Below are 15,496 nucleotides of genomic sequence, written 5' to 3' on the forward strand. Positions count from 1 at the left end.
TCTCTATGGCCAACGATGGCTCTATGCCATGGACTTATGGGCCGATTGGGCGCTCAAGCTGGTGGCCCTTAAACCCCATAAACACCGCTATTTTCAGCGAGGTTTTCACGCTCTATCCCTTATCCAGCAAGCTCTCTAGGGGGGTTGTCACCCTGTAAGCAAAATAGCATGATCTTCTAATTTTCTCTTTAATTCACGGCAATCTTCTTGATCGCGATCGCACAGAACTAAAATCCGCCAATCACTGGGGATCCAAGATCGATATCCTTTTAACCGCTGAGGCAGCTTTTTAATTAGGTCAGCCTTACCTTGAAATGAGCGAATCTTAAAATCAACGCCCTCAGGTAAAACTTTTGGCAAAAGATTGTAGAGTGCTACCTCCGCAGAATATTCTTCAACCAAGACTTCGAGATGTGTAAACATATCAAGCTTTGAATACTGACAATTTATCTAGGGCTGCCTTGATGTCTTAGGGGATCGCCAAACTCGAAGTAGTTTTCCATCCATAGGTTGCCAAGGGTTGCTCCCTCAGCGATAAATTCTGGAATTCCCCTCATATCTGCCGCCCGCTTAGCTTGAGTAAAGCCTTGTTCATTGCGATACAGTACCCATAACTCTTCTGGGCGTAGGGCATCGACGAAATAGGGGGAATGGGTAGTTACCATCAGTTGGCTTTGACCCGATGCAGTTCGGCATTCTTCTGCAAGTTTTGGCAACAAACGAGGATGCAAATGATTTTCCGGTTCCTCAATGCCAATTAACTGGGGCGGATCTGGGTCATAGAGAACCATTAAATACGCCAGCATCTTCAGGGTACCGTCCGAAGCAAACTTCGCTAGGATAGGTTGCTCAAAAGGTGCATCCTTGACCTGCAAGAGTAACCGTCCATCTTGCATCATCTCCGCTCCCACACTCTCTAGACGAGGAATTCTCTGGGTCAGAGTATTCAAAATCTGATCAAGGCGATCAGGGTACTGCTCTTTCAAATATTGAATAACATTAGGTAAGTTATCTCCGGTTTCAGATAAGCGTTCTTGAGGGCCTGCTTCGGGGGTTCCACGGGCATGATCGGCGGAGAGATAGGATAGGTACCACCCACTGATAAAGCGCCGCAAGGCGCTAACTCGAGGGTTACTGGCAAACTGTCCTAATGTATTGACGGCTAGGATATCGGGGGAGTCTAACTCCTGCGGAATGCGTTCATCTTGCATTTCAGGCACATCACCGCTAATAACTTCACCAATACCTTCTTTGAAATTTATGAACTTTAAGGGCTTTCCAGTTTGTCCCCTCCGCCACTGCAAAGATTCTTCTGCAACGTAGGGTCCACGGGAGCCTTCAGCGATCGCCAAGTAGTAAGTAATAACGGGCTCACTCGGCTGTTCTCGATACTTCAGCTTGAATGAAATTGGCCCTTCTACTCCTCGAGTGCGTAATTCTCTAAACCTGCCTCTTTTATCCCAAGCTCGACGCAGTCCCAATTGAAAGCATTCAGACAAAAAGGCGAATACGTCAAAAATGGTCGATTTTCCACTGCCATTCGGCCCAAGGAAAACTGTAAGGGGGGTGATATTTCTAAGGTCAAGATCACATAAAGCGCGATAGTTCTTGACTTTTAATTGCTCAATACGAGGAATTTGGGGCCTGGGCATAGATCCTGAGGAAAGATGTTTTCAGAGATATTGATGGTTTCAGGAATATTTTAGGTCGCCTCTCCGTGGAGTTCAGCAAAACCGTTGCTATTTTCTTTGGCTTTGATGGTTACTTTAGTGTACCTGGAGCCAGCCGCAGAGTTGGCCGACGGTGAGGTTTAGGGCGTTGGCGAAAACGGGGACGGGCAGGATGTCTTCGGGAGATTCCAGGGAGGTGAGGCGTTTGTCGGGGTCGTAGATTTGCACGAGACGTTCGCCGGGGTCGATGAGCCAGCCGAGCTGGCAGCCGTGATTGAGGCAGTGGAGGATGTTACTGGCAACGCGGGTGGAGGATTGTTCGGGGCTGAGGATTTCGATGGTCCAGTCGGGTTGGGCATTGAAGGTGTTGGCGATGCTGCCGTCTTCATTGACGGGGAGGCGTGCCCACTGGAAGATGGCGATATCGGGCACGATAGAGCGTCCGCCACATGACCAGCACTAACCCTTCCCACTCCACCCCGATCGCAGAAAAACGGCGATCGCGCCTCTCCCGTAAGTGGCTCTACGGACTCGCTGGAGCCGGAGTCCTCGGACTGATTCTCTACAGCCTGCGACCCCAGCCTACCGCCGTGGACTTGGCTGCGGTGACGCGGGGAGAACTCCAGGTCACCATTGACGCGGAGGGGAAAACCCGCGTGCAAGATCGCTTCGTCATCGCTGCGCCTGTCGCGGGGGAACTGCGGCGGATTTCCCTCACCGAGGGGGATCGGGTAGAGGCAGGGATCATCGTGGCCCAGCTCGATCCCTTACCGCTCAATAGCCAGGTGGCTGCGACCCAGGCGCAAATCCGCGCGCTTCAGGCGGAGATGACCGGGGTGGATACCCAGCGAACCAAACCCGCTGCCCTGAATCAGGCCCAGACCCGGATCCAGGCTGCCCGCGCTGCCCGCCAGCAGGCCCAAGCTCAGGTGAATCAGGCGGAATCTGTCCTGGCCCAGGCGGAACGGGAGCGCGATCGCATGGCGGATCTCTACGCCGCCGGAGCCATTTCCCAACAGGAGCTGGAAACTGCCCAGCTTGCCGCCACCCAGCGCCGCCAAGAACTGACCACTGTTCGGGAGCAGGTCACCGTGGCCCAGGCCGATATTCAATCGGCCCAGGATACTCTGACGGTGTTGACGGCGGAACAGCAGGATCCCGACTATCTGCTGGAGGTGTACCAGGCCCAGATAGCCAGCCTAGAGGCGGAGCTGGCGACCCTCAGCGCCGATGCCCAGAACACCGCGATCGCGGCTCCCTCCGCCGGACAAGTGCTGAAGGTTCTAGAATCCAGCGCCCGCCACGTCACCCCCGGCACCCCACTGTTGGAACTGGGCAACGCCAACCGACTGGAATTGGTTATCGATATTCTCTCCATCGATGCCCTGCGGGTGTCCCCCGGCGACCCGATCCAGGTGAACCGCTGGGGCGGGGAAGGCACCCTCAGCGCCACCGTGCGCCAGGTAGAACCCGCCGCCTTCACTGAAACCTCCGCCCTAGGAGTAGATGAACAACGGGTGAATGTGATTGCCGACTTCACCGGAACGCCCCCCGCCCTGGGAGATGGCTACCGCGTAGATGCCCAGATCATTGTTTGGCGGTCAGCGGATGCCCTGCAAGTGCCCGTCAGCGCCCTATTCCGCTGCGATACCGACTGGTGTACCTTCGTGGCAGAAAATGGCCGCGCCCAACAGCGCCAAGTAGAACTCGGCCCCCGCAGTGACTTTGCCGCTGTGGTGGAGGCAGGACTAGAGGAAGGGGATCAGGTGATCCTCTACCCCGGCGACCAGATTGACTCTGGGGTCCGGGTGCGGGGGCGACGGTGAAGCCAGTCCTTGGGGGGGCGGGCTCCGTGGAGTAGGGCGTAGAAGCAGGGGATGATGAACAGGGTCATCAGGGTCGCAAGGGAAAGGCCGGAGAAAACTACAATCCCCATGGGCTGGAGAAATTCTGACCCTTCTCCCAGGCCCAGAGCCAGGGGAAAGAGCCCCAGCACCGTCGTCACCGTTGTCATCAAAATCGGTCGCAGCCGTTGGGGAGCCGCCAAAATCATGGCCCGCGTCGGGTCACAGCCAATGCGATCGCGGATTTGATTGGCCAGTTCCACCAGAATGATGGCATTGTTCACGACGATACCCACCAGCAGCACTGCCCCCACGATCACCGTTGCGCCGATGGCGGTCTGGGTGACAAACAGCCCCAAAATTCCCCCTGCCAAGGCCAGGGGCACCGTCAGCATGATCACCAGCGGGTCGATGAGGGAGTTGTACTGTACCGCCATCACGGTAAAGACTAGGAACGCCGCAAGACCACCCAAAATGACGACGGCCCCCTGAATTTCCTGGTTACTGCGGGCGCTGTAGCTGGGGAGGCGGCTCACCCCCTCCGGCAGGGTCAGGTCCGCCAAAATGGTATCCGCCTCCGTGAGGGCATCCCCCAAACTAGCGCCCTCCCCCAGACTCCCTTCGATGATGAACACCTGGCGTTGGTCGATGCGCTTGATTTCCCCCGGTGCTTGCCCATCTTCGATGCGGACTACATCCCCCAATCGCACGGGTTGGCCGCTCTGGGTAAAGAGGGGCAATGTGGCCAGGTCCGCTGGGTTCCGCACTAGGGTATCGGGGGTTCGTACCCGCACATTCACTAGGCGATCGCCCCGCTGCAATTGGGTTGCGATCGCACCACCTAATAAGGTCTGGACTGTGGTGCCTAGATCCCGAGCAGAGAGGTTGAGGTCCGCCGCCCGTTCCCAATCAGGACGAATTTGAATTTCAGGCTGGGGAGGGCCAGCATCGGGCAGGTAGGTGGCGAGGGTCGCTTGTTCCCGAAATGCCGCCAGAATTTGTTCCCCCGCCGCCTCTAGGCGACCGGTATCGCTGCCTTCAAGCACAATATCCACATCTGCCCGCACCGGAGAGTTGTTCAAGGTTAGACCCCGGACGCCACCGGGGGAAACCCGCATTCGGGTTTGAACCAGATTGAGCTGGTTGAGGCTGGCGTTGAGGCGATCGGCAAAGGCCGCCACATTGGTCCCCGGTTTCAGGGTAATGGTGCTGGATCCTCGCAGAGCATTTTCGCTGACGTTGGCTCCAAACAGCGCCCCACCGGAGGTACTAAAGGCAAACTCCGTCTCCGGTTGCTCCAGAATCAGGGCATCCACCGCCCGCATCACCGTCTGGTTTTCCGCCAGGGTGGTACCGGGGGGAAACTGCACCCGCAGGTTGGCCTGTCCAGTACTAATCCGGGGCAGAATTTCCTGGGGAATGCCCTGCACCATAGCGAGGCTAGTACCCCCCAGGACGAGAAATGCGATCGCAACCACAACCAAGGGCCGCCCCAGCACCCACTGCAACAATTGCCCATAGCGCTGGGTGACCCCCTGAAGCCGCTGATCAAACTGGCGAATGGGCCAAAACTGTTTCAACCCACTGGTGCCGGGAATGGCCAGTAGGCGGGAAGCCAGGGTCGGCACCACCGTCAGCGCCACTACTAGGGAGGCTGCCACGGCGAAGCTAATGGTCAAAATCAACTCATTAAAGAGCAGGGCAATAAAGCCCCCAATCAGCAAAAAGGGCAACACCACCACCAAGTTGGTAATGGTAGAAGCCAAGAGGGCCGACTCCAACTCCTGGCTGCTGACAACGGCCTGATCAATCATCTGGGCCTGGGAAATGGGGTGTTCCTCACCTGCGCCATTGCCATTTCCATTGCCGTTCCCATTTCCATTGCCGTTGCCATTCCCATTGCCATCGCTGCCCGCTACCCCATAGCGGCTGAGGGATTCCGCCCCCTTAGCAATGTTCTCCAGCATGACGATGGAGTTGTCTACCACGATGCCCACCCCCAGAGCCAAGCCCCCCAGGCTGAACACGTTCAATGACAGGCCAAAAACCCCAATCAGCAGGATTGCCACCAGCACCGCCAGGGGAATCGCCACCACAATGATCAGGGTTTGGCGCAGAGATCCCAGAAAGAGCATAACTGCGATCGCGGCCAGCCCCGCCCCGGTCAGCCCCGCCGAAGAGACATTACGAATGGAATTTTGAATAAAGACCGACTCATCCAAAGTGACATTCAGGAGCAGATCCTCTGGGATAATGCCCGATTGCCGCAGTTCTTCTAGCCGCTGCTCAACCCCCTGCACCACCTCAATACTGTTAGCATCCGCCTGCTTTTGCACACTTACCTTGACCGCAGACTCCCCATTCAGGGTCACAAAAATCCGCTGTTCTTCGGTGCCATCCACAACATCGGCAAAGTCCCGCAGGTACACCTGCTGCCCCGTCCCATTACCGACAGGAAAAATCAGATTGCGCAGTTCATCAGCACTTTGAAACCGTCCCGTAATCCGGGTCAAGGGTTCGCCATCGTCCCCCTGGATGCGTCCACCAGAAGTATCTTGATTGCGATCGCTGAGGGCCGAGACCACATCGGTTAAGCCCAGACCCAACCGCTGGAGGCGTATGGGGTCTAGATCAACCCGGACCTCCTCCTGCGCCCCCCCCGACACGTCCACACTGGCCACTCCCGCCACCGTGCCTAAACTACGAGCCAATTGTTCATCGGCAAACACCCGCAGCGCACTCCCCGGCAAAGAAGGCGAGGTGAGCGCCATCTCATAGACGGGCAGTTGGGACGGATCAAATTTAAATAGCCGGGGCTGGCCAATGCTATCGGGCAAACTCGCCCGCGCTCGGTTCAGGGTGGCGGTAGCATCGTTCAGAGCTTGATCAATATCGCCCCCCGGCTGGAAATACAAATCCAAGCTGATCTGCCCCTCCCGCGTGGTGGACACCACCTGGGTCACCCCCTCCGTCGCCGCCAGCGCCTGCTCTAGAGGACGGGTCACCTCATCGATCGCCACCTCTGGCGACACCCCCGGCGCATCCGCCCGCACCCCAATCCGGGGATAGGTAATGGAGGGCAGCAAGTCTACCGGGAGGCGCACGACGAAGAAGACACCGACGATAATCACCGCCAGGGCCAACATCAGAGTGCCGATGTGGCGACGGATGGAAATAGTGCTGATGGAGGATGGTGGGGTGGTCATGGGGGTGGGGGTGTGTGAGGGTGATGGGGTGATGGGGTGATGGGGTGGGGTGATAGGTGACAGGTTCTAGGAATTTTGAGTTTTGAATTTTGAATTTTGAATTGAATTACCTGTAGGGGCGCGGTTTCCGCGCCCAATGCAGGATGCCGGTTCTGTGTTCAATTAAGTTTGTTTCTGGTGCCCTGGCTCTGCCTGGGTACCTCTGCCGGAGGCTCTGCCTCCCCTGTGTTCCGTAGGGGCAATCCCTTGTGGTTGCCCTTTTTGCTGGATGATTAGGATGCTTGCCCGGTGGGCGGGTGACCGATATTGGGTTAGAGGGGTGGTCCTGGGGGCGGACAGGATCAGGGAATTGCCTACTGGGGGTCTGACAATATGCTCAGGCGCACGGTTTGTCCATCTTCTAGGGGACGATCGCTGCGGACCACCACCTGTTCACCGGGGTTGAGCCCTGACAGGATGGCTACTTGACCATTGCTGCGATCGCCGAGTTCTACCGAACGGGCTACCACCTTGGGGGCATCGCTGTCCCGGTCTTGAACCACGAAGAGGGTGGGCGGTTCTCCTTGGAGCGCTTCCGTGGGTACCACGACGGCATCCGAGCGCTGACCGAGAAATCGTAGCCGTGCTAACAGGCCGCTGCCGATGCGGCCCTGGGGATTGGGAATGGTTACCTCCACTGGCAGCAGACGGGAGGTGGTGTCGGCTACGGGGGTGATGCGGGTGACTTGGCCCGTGGCAGTGAGGTCGGGAAAGGCGTCTAGGCGCACCTCCACGGGTTGTCCCCGGCTGATGCTGCTCAGGTTCAACTCCGACACCTCGACGGTGATCTTGATGGTGCTGAGGTCGCCGATTTGCAGGAGTTCTGCCCCAGTCTGGGCAAAGTCACCGGGCTCCACCAATCGCCCCAGGACAATGCCGGAGAGGGGCGATCGCACCGTGGCGAAGGCTAGCCGCTCCTGGGACTGGGCGACCACCGCCCGCTGGGAATCTACGCGCCCTCGGGTGGCATTCACCGCCTGTTGCCGGGTCCGCACTTGTTCCTGGGCTGATTGCAATGCTTTCTGGGCCGTATTTAGCACCAGTTGGGCCTGCTCTGCATCCTGTAAGGACACTGCTCCGGCGTCAGCAAGTTGCCGCAGGCGATTGGCTTCAATGCGGGCCTGCTCCACCTGGAGTTGGGCTTGGTCTACGGCGGTTTGGGCATCGCTGACCCCCGTCTGGGCTTGAGCCACCTCCGCCTGACGGGCAGCGAGTTCGGCCTGGGACTGATTGACCCCCACTGTCAGCAGGTTGGGATCCAGACGGGCCAAGACCTCCCCGGACCCCACCGCATCCCCAGCGTCGGCGAATAGGTCAATCACCTGACCCTCCACTTGGGCGCGGAGAGTGACAGATTGGGCCGGACGGGTTGTTCCGGTATATTCCAGGGCATCCTCCACGGAGCCTGTCGTCACCACCTGAGTCTCGACAGCGACGGGCTGGTCGTCGCCCCGTTCTCGGGGACCAGATTGGGCCACACTCTGGGGCATCCAGCTACAGCCGCTGCCCAGGGCTCCAACCATGAGAGCGGTGCCCAGTAGGCGGGGCAACATCTTACGGGGGGAATTTATGGCTTGAAGCACCATCGTTCTCCTGGAACACTCCATATATTTCGGATATCGAGGCAGTTCAGTCAGTTATTCAGAGGTAAAAGTAGAACAAGGCTGGGGCCGGGTTTTTCTGCATTCAAAGAAAAACGATGGGCGCGGTCCCTAACAACTTAACAAATGCTTCACAATTTTTCGGGTAAATCTATCAAAACTCTAGACTGCAATTTATCGAACATCCTGGAAACGCCACAAGTATAGGCAGATCAATCCATGGCAAAACTCCCTCCCAAGGACTATATCCAGGCGGTGGATGTCCCCAAATCGGTGACCCTAGGCGCTATTGGCATCGTCCGATCGCCCTACACCGAGCGTCACGGCACTCCCCGCCAGTCCCAACTCCAAGCGGCCCCGGCGGATTATGAACCCGCGATCGCACATATTGAGCTATTCCCTGAGGTGATTCCCCCGGAGGCCCTGAAGGATCTGGAGGGCTTTGAATACCTGTGGCTGATCACCTGGCTGCATTTGAACCAGCATTGGAATCCGACAGTGATGCCGCCCCGTGGTCCCCGCGTGCGCCGGGGCACCCTAGCCACCCGCGCCCCCCATCGTCCTAACCCCATTGGCCTCAGCGCCACCCGTCTGCTGAACGTACAGGGATTAACCCTGACAGTGGCAGGGATTGACCTCCTGGATCAAACCCCGGTGCTGGATATCAAGCCCTATGTACCCTACTGCGACGCCTTTCCCCAAGCCCGCAGCGGCTATGTGGGGGCGGTGGAACAGGCGGGTGGCCACGAGCCCGATGTATTTGGCCTTCAGGGCCATCCCCTGGCTCCGCCGCGATCCTCTGGAACTGGGGATTTGCCGGCCCCAACTGGCCCAGCCAGCGCCTAAAGTAAAACTAGGGCGTGTGGACAATCAACGGCGAAATCTTTACCGGGCAGGCATGACCACGCCCGCTTTATTGAATCGAGCTAGGGGCTGTAACCGTTTTGCCATCAGGAGTCTAGCTTTCATTAGCCCCTATCCCTGTGCCGCCTATTGCTGATGATCCTTGAGGAACCATGCTGGACCAATCGCTACAATTTCTGACCCCGGAGGAATCCGCCGCTGTGGATCGGGCGCTGATGACCACCCCCGAGAAATTTCTGACCCGTCTGACGATCTCCACCGCCAAACTACTCAAGGCGATCGCCCAAGATCTCGGTACGCCGATTGAAGCCCTAACGCCTGAACAGATCATTGCCTGGTTTGAAGCAGATGCAAAACGAAAGCAGGAGCAAGGGGTAAATGCATCGGTCCTTAAGTGGCAAGCTCCAGAACTGGAGGATCTCACCGGCCACCCCTAGGGGGTGGGCGAAATCCTACTGAGTAGGCCAGCCGAGGGGGAGACTTGCCAAAGAGGAATGGCCAAAGAGGAATGGCCAAAGAGGAATGGCCAGTCACCTGGAACTACCCAAGCATAAAGCACGGCTAACCTGGCCAGACACGAGAAGCTTCCCGAGACGGGTGCCCCTCCCGTATTGGGCACTCTAGGGCCAGTAATCAACTCCGGGGGCATCATGTCTTTTGCCAGCAGCGTTCGCCACTTCCAGACCTTGGTCCTCTCCTTCCACGGCATGGTGGTGATTGAAACCGTGGAAGAAGAGCGGGTGCAGACGCTGATTAATGCTGCCGTCAACGATCTGCAGATGGCGGTCTTTGAATGGAGTGTGGCCTCAGGTCTGACCCGGTCCCAGGGCAACCTGCATAACCGTTGGAGCAACGAATACACCCCACCGGGAATACAACAGCCTCAGTTGATTGAGGGGACTTGTGAGCCCCTAGAGGTACTGCGCCACATTCAGTCCATGGGCTATCAGGCTATCTACTGGCTTAAGGATTTTGCCTGCCATCTAGAGAATCCCATCATTGCCCGCCAGTTACGAGAGCTGCTGCACCAGTTTTCCCACAACCGTTCCACCCTGGTATTGACGGGGCACAACATCTCCCTTCCGGCAGATATTGCCCAAGAGGTGGTGTACTTTGACCTGAAGTTACCGGAACCGGATGAACTGTACCAGGCCATTACCGAAGTTCTGAAATCTCTTAAGGGCCGAGTCAAGGTGGAAATTCACCCCGAGGGTATCAATGCCTTGGTGAAGGCGATGCGGGGAATGACGCTACAACAGGCCCGCAAGGTGATCGCCTACGCTGCCCTCGACGACGGCAAACTCAGTCCCGACGATGTCAAGCGGGTGCTAGAGCGGAAGATCCAGGTGCTCCATGAGGAGGGGTTACTGGACTATATTCCCCCAGAGATGAACCCGGCCCAACTGGGGGGATTTAACGGCCTCAAGGCTTGGCTGACGCGGGCACGGATGGGATTTAGTGCCCAGGCGCGGGCCTTTAATCTGCCCACCCCTCGGGGCATTTTGATCGTGGGTATCCAGGGATGTGGTAAGTCTCTAGCCGCAAAAACCATTGCCCGAGAATGGTCGATGCCGTTGCTGAAGTTAGATGCAGGGCGTCTTTACGACAAGTACATTGGCGAATCGGAGAAAAACTTTCGGCGAGCGGTAACCCTGGCGGAAACTATGGCTCCAGCAATACTGTGGATCGACGAGATTGAGAAAAGTATGGGCCAATCTGATAGCGATAGTGACGGGGGGCTCAGCCGCCGTCTCTTTGGCTCTTTTCTCACTTGGCTTCAAGAGAAGTCGGAGGAGGTATTTGTAGTGGCGACTGCCAATGATCTGTCCCGTATTCCCCCAGAACTGCTGCGAAAGGGACGTTTTGATGAGATTTTCTTTGTCGATTTGCCCGATGAACAGGAAAGGGTAGGAATTCTCCAAATCCACCTGATCCGGCGCAAGCAGGATCCCCGTCGCTTTGATCTGCCGACCCTGGTGCAGGTGACGGATGGCTACAGCGGCGCTGAGATCGAGCAGGTGATTATTACCGCCCTCTATCGCGCTATCCACGAAAAATGCCCTGTGGATACTCAACTCCTAGTGGAGGAGATACAGGCCACAGTGCCCCTCTCTATTAGTCGCCGAGAAGATTTACACCGCCTACGGGCGATGGCGATGGATCGCTTTGTGCCTGTGCGCTGATGCGGGATGGGGAGATGAGGGGCAGCCCTTGGGGGGAGGATCCTAATGGATGAAAATGGAGCCCAATTGAAAAGCGGCCAGTTTTCCCCAAGTAGACTGGCCGCTTTTCACAGATTAAAATGTCTTAAACCCAGAGTAACCTAGTACTCTGCGGCGTCAATACCCTAATCGTTCTATCGTGGTACATCTCGGCCCCTCACCGTTCGGCTGAGCTCACGCCGAAGCCCTAACCCTCTCCCAAGGGGAGAGGGGACCGGAAAAATTGGCCTAGTGTGACGATAGTGGACTGATTTACGCCCTACTGTACTAGCCTCAGAATGAACCGAAGACTAGGGTCTAAATTGCGCGATCGCGGCAGCGAACTTTCTAGACTATGGCAGTCAGGAACCGACACGGCGCAACCCTTAGTGTATTCCCGTCGAAGGACTTACACTGCGGAACCGACCCCAGCGTAGGCTCCGTAGAAGAAAAGACCCACTACCACAAGTACCCCTGTACCCGCGATCGTTGCCACCAGCCAGAGGGGGATTCGCCCATTTTCAAACATGCGTTACAGCTCCTACCCAAGATATTCCAACACAGCATCGATATGGGGATAAAGCCCAAGCTCTACCGCCCACCCATCATTTAGTTAAAGAAGTAGCTAGAAAACAGTAGCCCCAGCACAAAAATTAACAGTAGGCCCAAAAACAGAGAGGTTCTGTTGAGCTCAACTGGTTGCTTATTAGGGTTTGGTGTCCGATCCACAATAGGCTCCTATCGCTGAATAAACTGCATTGCTGCGATCGCGCCCAAGAAAAAGACCGTCGGAACGGCTAAGGCGTGAACAGATAGCCATCGAACCGTAAAAATGGGATAAACCGTAGGTTCGTTCGGGGAATTACTAGTCATTGATGATTCACCACTTAATTCAAACGCGGGTTGTTAACCGATCGAGGGACTCCTATTCGGCAAGGAAATCCTTAATCTGCTGCTTGGCATCATACCGATCAGACACGATGGGCAGCTCCATCTGGTTGCTCTGATAGTATTCGTTCGGGCGGGGAGTGCCAAAGGCGTCATAGGCTAGCCCCGTACTCACAAACAGCCAGCCTGCAACAAACAGGGCCGGAATGGTGATGCTGTGAATGACCCAATAGCGAATGCTCGTAATGATGTCTGAAAACGGGCGCTCGCCTGTAGAACCTGCCATGCTAACCTCTCCTATGATTCAGATGCTTAAATTCTATTATCCAATGATACGGAACGCTAATCCCTGTCACAAGCCCATGTAGCGAATTTCATAACTATGAAATAAAAGAAGAAAGCCGAAATCCTTGTGGAACAAGGCTCATAGGTGTTCTTTTGAGTATGAAACTGGCCACAGGGGCATCAACCTAGGGAATCCTCCTCCCTTAGACTGCCGCCTTGCCCTCGTATCGCAGCAGATAGCCCCGCTGGCCGAGAATAAAGCCCTGCTCAGGGGACATAAACAGAATGCGATAAAAATTGGAAGGCACCGCGCTTAGCTCCTTGTCCTTATACCAGGTCTTGCCCCCATCCTGACTATTGAGCAAATTACCGCTGCCACCAGAAACCCAGATCTCATCAGGGGTGCGGTAGCCCATGTCTAGGAGCCCCCAACTAGAGGCAAGTTCGGGATTGAGGGGATCTTGCCAGCCGTCTTCACTTCCCGTTGGGGAAAATTGCAACTGCCCTCCCCGCGCAATCAGCCATAGACCACCGGACTTGTCGAAGCCAATATTCTGCAAGCGGCGGGAATTTTGACGATTGTGGGGTTCCCAGTCCAACTCCCCTGGGGTCCAGGTGGAGTAGAAGTTGCCTCGGGAAGACACCGCCACGTAACTGCCGTCTTCACTACGGGTCATGTTGCGGACCACGCCTACGGCCCCTAAAACTAGAGCCTTCCAATTTTTGCCGCCGTCCTTGGTGCGATAAATCGCCCCCACGTCTGTGGCTAACTCCACTTCATTGGCCTTGAGGGCGGTGACCATGAAGGGGGTTCCCGGTAGTTTTTCACTCAGGGGCACCTTTTCCCAAGAGCCACCGCCGTCACGGGTGTGGAGCAAAATACTGGGTTGACCTGCAACCCAGCCTTCCTGGTCAGCAAAGCTGACGGAGGTGAATGTATAGCGTTGGTCTCCTAAATTTAGCGATCGCGGCTCCCAAGTCTTGCCGCCATCGGTGGTTTCCAACAGGGTGGTACGGCTCCCCACCAGCCAACCATGGCTGGGGTCTGCCGTAAAAGCAATATCAGAGAAGGTTGCCTCTGTCTCCAGAGAAATTACCTCCCACGGGTTAGAGTCCAAACTCGGCAAGAAAGCATTGCCACAGCTCACCGCCAGAATCGCCACCGCCGCAATGGCCAAAGACCGGCCCCTCAGGGCCATCGCCGCCCATCTTTTGATCTGAACCACCAAAGCTTGCATCGGTAATAAATCGCCTAAATTAAAAAATCTACAGCTTGTTGTCGTAGCAGTGAGAATTCCAGCTTTACCGCTCTGTCCCAGGCTACTGTGTACACATATTCCGGCCCTCACCCCCAAGCCCTAGCGGCCTTCAACAAAGGGGGATGTAGAGCTTGCTCTTCCCGCAGGGTGGGGCAAGCCCTGTCCGCAAGGGTTCCAGGACTTGTGTATACACACTAGCGATCCACGAGAAGCCCCTGAGAATCGAGACTGAAAACCCGAGAGCGCCAGATCCAGCGTTCCTATCTCAGCCCATAGAGGCTCAGAAAAAACAGCACCCCAAGCCCCAAAGCCCCAAAGATGAGGATGTTTTTTTGGCCGGGAGTCAAGGCATTCACCCCGAATCCGTAGCGGAGATTCTCCTTGAAACCAGAGGGTGAACCTACCGGGCCAATATTGCTGAACTGCTTCTGGGGTGCGCCACACACCGGGCAGCGCCAACTCGGAGGCAAATCCGTAAAGGCAGTGCCCGCCGCAATCTTCCCCCTATCATCCCCCTTCACGGGCTCATAGGTGTAACCACAGGCGCGACATTCAAACTGATCCATCTCTCGGGGGCTCAGGGGAGCTTTGGCCCCGTCATCTCCAGTCTGAAATTCGGGCTCAGCATTCACGTCTTCTACCATGCTTCCTCCTACCTACGCTGCAATGGATCTTGCCGGGACGCTGCTGCATAACTGCCACAGACCAATGCTCATAACCACGACTAGCGCCTATATCGCTTTATAGCTTTGGCGCTTTATAGCTTTGGCCAACTTGCTAAGGATACTGGGCACCTGTGTGATGCTCAGGACTCCATCAAATTAGCTCACAGAAATTAGCTCACAGTCTTGCCCTAAGGGACTCGCAGGAAAATATGTACCCGCTGATCCCTAACCGGACTGAGAACTGCCATAAGCGCTTGCGGCCTGTTCCAGAGGCTTAAATGAGACGTTTGTAACGATTATGACATATAACGTCCTACTCTATAATTCCTGCGATGTTACTTTGAACTCACGGCAGCAAGGGCTTGCCCCTAGGGAACACAGCGGGGGCAGAGCCTCCGGCAGAGGTACCCAGGCAGAGCCAGGGCACCAGAAATACCCCCTTACCCCTCCCTCAATGCTCCCCCTCAAAAATTCTCAACCCCCAACCCTGTTGCCAGCCTGATGAATCGCCAAATGTAAATTAAGATGTTTACCAGTGTCGGGGCTGGCGATGGCTCTCCGGCAGGTTCAATCAGGTATTAGCCGTGTTTGTTCTCAGCGGATACGAATATTTCGTCGTTTTCCTTATTATTTGTGGATCGGTGCCGGTCTTAGCCCTAACCCTAGCTGGCTTTCTCAGCGCCAAGGGGCAAGGAGCCGCTCGACGCACCACCTATGAATCTGGTATGGAGCCCATCGGTGGCGCTTGGATCCAGTTCAACATTCGCTACTACATGTTTGCCCTGGTGTTCGTGATTTTCGATGTGGAGACGGTGTTTCTCTACCCTTGGGCCGTGGCGTTTAACCAACTGGGGATACTCGCCTTTGTAGAGGCCCTGATTTTTATCGCCATCCTCGTAGTGGGCTTGGTATATGCATGGCGCAAAGGAGCATTGGAATGGTCGTAAAGCCTGAGGCTAGCAAGTCAATTCTGG

The 15,496-nt window shown here is 56.1% G+C and carries 16 protein-coding genes and 1 pseudogene; 6 read left to right on the forward strand and 11 right to left on the reverse strand.

Annotation, left to right across the window (positions count from 1 at the left end; translation table 11 throughout):
* Positions 1–139 (forward strand): annotated as a pseudogene (locus tag LEP6406_RS32850) (IS4 family transposase); the annotation flags it as partial.
* A gap of 8 nt (positions 140–147) precedes the next feature.
* Here LEP6406_RS32850 and LEP6406_RS27745 read toward each other — a convergent pair.
* From LEP6406_RS27745 to LEP6406_RS27750, 3 genes are all read right to left on the reverse strand, one after another.
* The gene (locus LEP6406_RS27745; protein WP_008313064.1) at positions 148–423 is read right to left on the reverse strand and encodes a hypothetical protein; all 276 of its coding nucleotides are present in this window, start codon (positions 421–423) and stop codon (positions 148–150) included.
* Positions 424–446: 23 nt separating this feature from the next.
* Positions 447–1,652, reverse strand: coding sequence for an AAA family ATPase (locus tag LEP6406_RS0211880; RefSeq protein WP_008313066.1), 1,206 nt, complete (start codon positions 1,650–1,652; stop codon positions 447–449).
* Between the two features lie 114 nt (positions 1,653–1,766).
* Positions 1,767–2,102, reverse strand: coding sequence for a Uma2 family endonuclease (locus tag LEP6406_RS27750; RefSeq protein WP_008313069.1), 336 nt, complete (start codon positions 2,100–2,102; stop codon positions 1,767–1,769).
* A gap of 17 nt (positions 2,103–2,119) precedes the next feature.
* On the opposite strand from LEP6406_RS27750, the gene LEP6406_RS0211890 reads away from it, so the two are divergent.
* Entirely contained in the window at positions 2,120–3,496 is a 1,377-nt protein-coding gene (locus tag LEP6406_RS0211890; protein WP_008313071.1) for a permuted SH3 domain-containing protein, read from the forward strand.
* On the opposite strand, the gene LEP6406_RS0211895 is transcribed toward LEP6406_RS0211890, so the two are convergent.
* Together LEP6406_RS0211895 and LEP6406_RS0211900 are read right to left on the reverse strand one after the other, a co-directional pair.
* Positions 3,445–6,720: an efflux RND transporter permease subunit gene (locus LEP6406_RS0211895; protein WP_008313073.1), complete on the reverse strand. Its 3,276-nt coding sequence runs from the start codon at positions 6,718–6,720 to the stop codon at positions 3,445–3,447. The genes LEP6406_RS0211890 and LEP6406_RS0211895 overlap by 52 nt on opposite strands.
* A 353-nt stretch (positions 6,721–7,073) precedes the next feature.
* Positions 7,074–8,345 (reverse strand): efflux RND transporter periplasmic adaptor subunit, encoded by a 1,272-nt coding sequence (locus LEP6406_RS0211900; RefSeq protein WP_008313075.1) that lies wholly within the window; start codon positions 8,343–8,345, stop codon positions 7,074–7,076.
* Between the two features lie 234 nt (positions 8,346–8,579).
* On the opposite strand from LEP6406_RS0211900, the gene tsaA reads away from it, so the two are divergent.
* The 3 genes from tsaA (at position 8,580) to LEP6406_RS0211915 (ending at position 11,407) form a co-directional block, all read left to right on the forward strand.
* Positions 8,580–9,206 carry a tRNA (N6-threonylcarbamoyladenosine(37)-N6)-methyltransferase TrmO gene (tsaA, locus tag LEP6406_RS27755; RefSeq protein ID WP_008313077.1) on the forward strand — a complete coding sequence of 209 codons (627 nt, stop codon included), beginning with the start codon at positions 8,580–8,582 and terminating at the stop codon, positions 9,204–9,206.
* Positions 9,207–9,376: 170 nt separating this feature from the next.
* Positions 9,377–9,661, forward strand: coding sequence for a hypothetical protein (locus tag LEP6406_RS0211910; RefSeq protein ID WP_008313079.1), 285 nt, complete (start codon positions 9,377–9,379; stop codon positions 9,659–9,661).
* Positions 9,662–9,874: 213 nt separating this feature from the next.
* Complete coding sequence (locus LEP6406_RS0211915) at positions 9,875–11,407, forward strand: AAA family ATPase (protein ID WP_008313081.1); 1,533 nt, start codon at positions 9,875–9,877, stop codon at positions 11,405–11,407.
* Between the two features lie 427 nt (positions 11,408–11,834).
* On the opposite strand, the gene LEP6406_RS31180 is transcribed toward LEP6406_RS0211915, so the two are convergent.
* The 6 genes from LEP6406_RS31180 to LEP6406_RS0211935 all read right to left on the reverse strand — a co-directional run bounded on the left by LEP6406_RS31180 (position 11,835) and on the right by LEP6406_RS0211935 (position 14,501).
* Positions 11,835–11,954, reverse strand: a complete 120-nt coding sequence (locus LEP6406_RS31180) for a photosystem II reaction center protein J (RefSeq protein WP_008313083.1) — start codon at positions 11,952–11,954, stop codon at positions 11,835–11,837.
* A gap of 80 nt (positions 11,955–12,034) precedes the next feature.
* Entirely contained in the window at positions 12,035–12,154 is a 120-nt protein-coding gene (locus tag LEP6406_RS31185; RefSeq protein WP_263971170.1) for a photosystem II reaction center protein PsbL, read from the reverse strand.
* Positions 12,155–12,163: 9 nt separating this feature from the next.
* Positions 12,164–12,298 (reverse strand): cytochrome b559 subunit beta, encoded by a 135-nt coding sequence (psbF, locus tag LEP6406_RS31190; RefSeq protein ID WP_071992228.1) that lies wholly within the window; start codon positions 12,296–12,298, stop codon positions 12,164–12,166.
* 52 nt (positions 12,299–12,350) lie between these two features.
* Positions 12,351–12,599, reverse strand: a complete 249-nt coding sequence (gene psbE, locus LEP6406_RS0211925; RefSeq protein WP_008313085.1) for a cytochrome b559 subunit alpha — start codon at positions 12,597–12,599, stop codon at positions 12,351–12,353.
* Between the two features lie 202 nt (positions 12,600–12,801).
* Positions 12,802–13,836: a photosynthesis system II assembly factor Ycf48 gene (locus LEP6406_RS0211930; RefSeq protein ID WP_008313087.1), complete on the reverse strand. Its 1,035-nt coding sequence runs from the start codon at positions 13,834–13,836 to the stop codon at positions 12,802–12,804.
* A 281-nt stretch (positions 13,837–14,117) separates the two neighbouring features.
* Positions 14,118–14,501: a rubredoxin gene (locus LEP6406_RS0211935; RefSeq protein ID WP_008313089.1), complete on the reverse strand. Its 384-nt coding sequence runs from the start codon at positions 14,499–14,501 to the stop codon at positions 14,118–14,120.
* Positions 14,502–15,106: 605 nt separating this feature from the next.
* Here LEP6406_RS0211935 and ndhC point away from each other — a divergent pair.
* The gene (gene ndhC, locus LEP6406_RS0211940; RefSeq protein WP_008313092.1) at positions 15,107–15,469 is read left to right on the forward strand and encodes a photosynthetic/respiratory NAD(P)H-quinone oxidoreductase subunit C; all 363 of its coding nucleotides are present in this window, start codon (positions 15,107–15,109) and stop codon (positions 15,467–15,469) included.
* Positions 15,470–15,496: the final 27 nt, after the last annotated feature.

This window comes from Leptolyngbya sp. PCC 6406 (assembly GCF_000332095.2).
GTDB lineage: Bacteria > Cyanobacteriota > Cyanobacteriia > Phormidesmidales > Phormidesmidaceae > PCC-6406.

Bases quoted from the DNA above. Each gene is read 5' to 3' on its own strand.
- LEP6406_RS0211890 (WP_008313071.1), top strand. From the start codon at position 2,120: ATGACCAGCACTAACCCTTCCCACTCCACCCCGATCGCAGAAAAACGG.
- LEP6406_RS31180 (WP_008313083.1), bottom strand. From the start codon at position 11,954: ATGTTTGAAAATGGGCGAATCCCCCTCTGGCTGGTGGCAACGATCGCG.
- LEP6406_RS0211900 (WP_008313075.1), bottom strand. From the start codon at position 8,345: ATGGTGCTTCAAGCCATAAATTCCCCCCGTAAGATGTTGCCCCGCCTA.
- LEP6406_RS0211895 (WP_008313073.1), bottom strand. From the start codon at position 6,720: ATGACCACCCCACCATCCTCCATCAGCACTATTTCCATCCGTCGCCAC.
- LEP6406_RS0211915 (WP_008313081.1), top strand. From the start codon at position 9,875: ATGTCTTTTGCCAGCAGCGTTCGCCACTTCCAGACCTTGGTCCTCTCC.
- psbE (WP_008313085.1), bottom strand. From the start codon at position 12,599: ATGGCAGGTTCTACAGGCGAGCGCCCGTTTTCAGACATCATTACGAGC.
- tsaA (WP_008313077.1), top strand. From the start codon at position 8,580: ATGGCAAAACTCCCTCCCAAGGACTATATCCAGGCGGTGGATGTCCCC.
- LEP6406_RS0211930 (WP_008313087.1), bottom strand. From the start codon at position 13,836: ATGCAAGCTTTGGTGGTTCAGATCAAAAGATGGGCGGCGATGGCCCTG.
- LEP6406_RS0211910 (WP_008313079.1), top strand. From the start codon at position 9,377: ATGCTGGACCAATCGCTACAATTTCTGACCCCGGAGGAATCCGCCGCT.
- LEP6406_RS27745 (WP_008313064.1), bottom strand. From the start codon at position 423: ATGTTTACACATCTCGAAGTCTTGGTTGAAGAATATTCTGCGGAGGTA.
- LEP6406_RS0211880 (WP_008313066.1), bottom strand. From the start codon at position 1,652: ATGCCCAGGCCCCAAATTCCTCGTATTGAGCAATTAAAAGTCAAGAAC.
- psbF (WP_071992228.1), bottom strand. From the start codon at position 12,298: ATGACTAGTAATTCCCCGAACGAACCTACGGTTTATCCCATTTTTACG.
- LEP6406_RS0211935 (WP_008313089.1), bottom strand. From the start codon at position 14,501: ATGGTAGAAGACGTGAATGCTGAGCCCGAATTTCAGACTGGAGATGAC.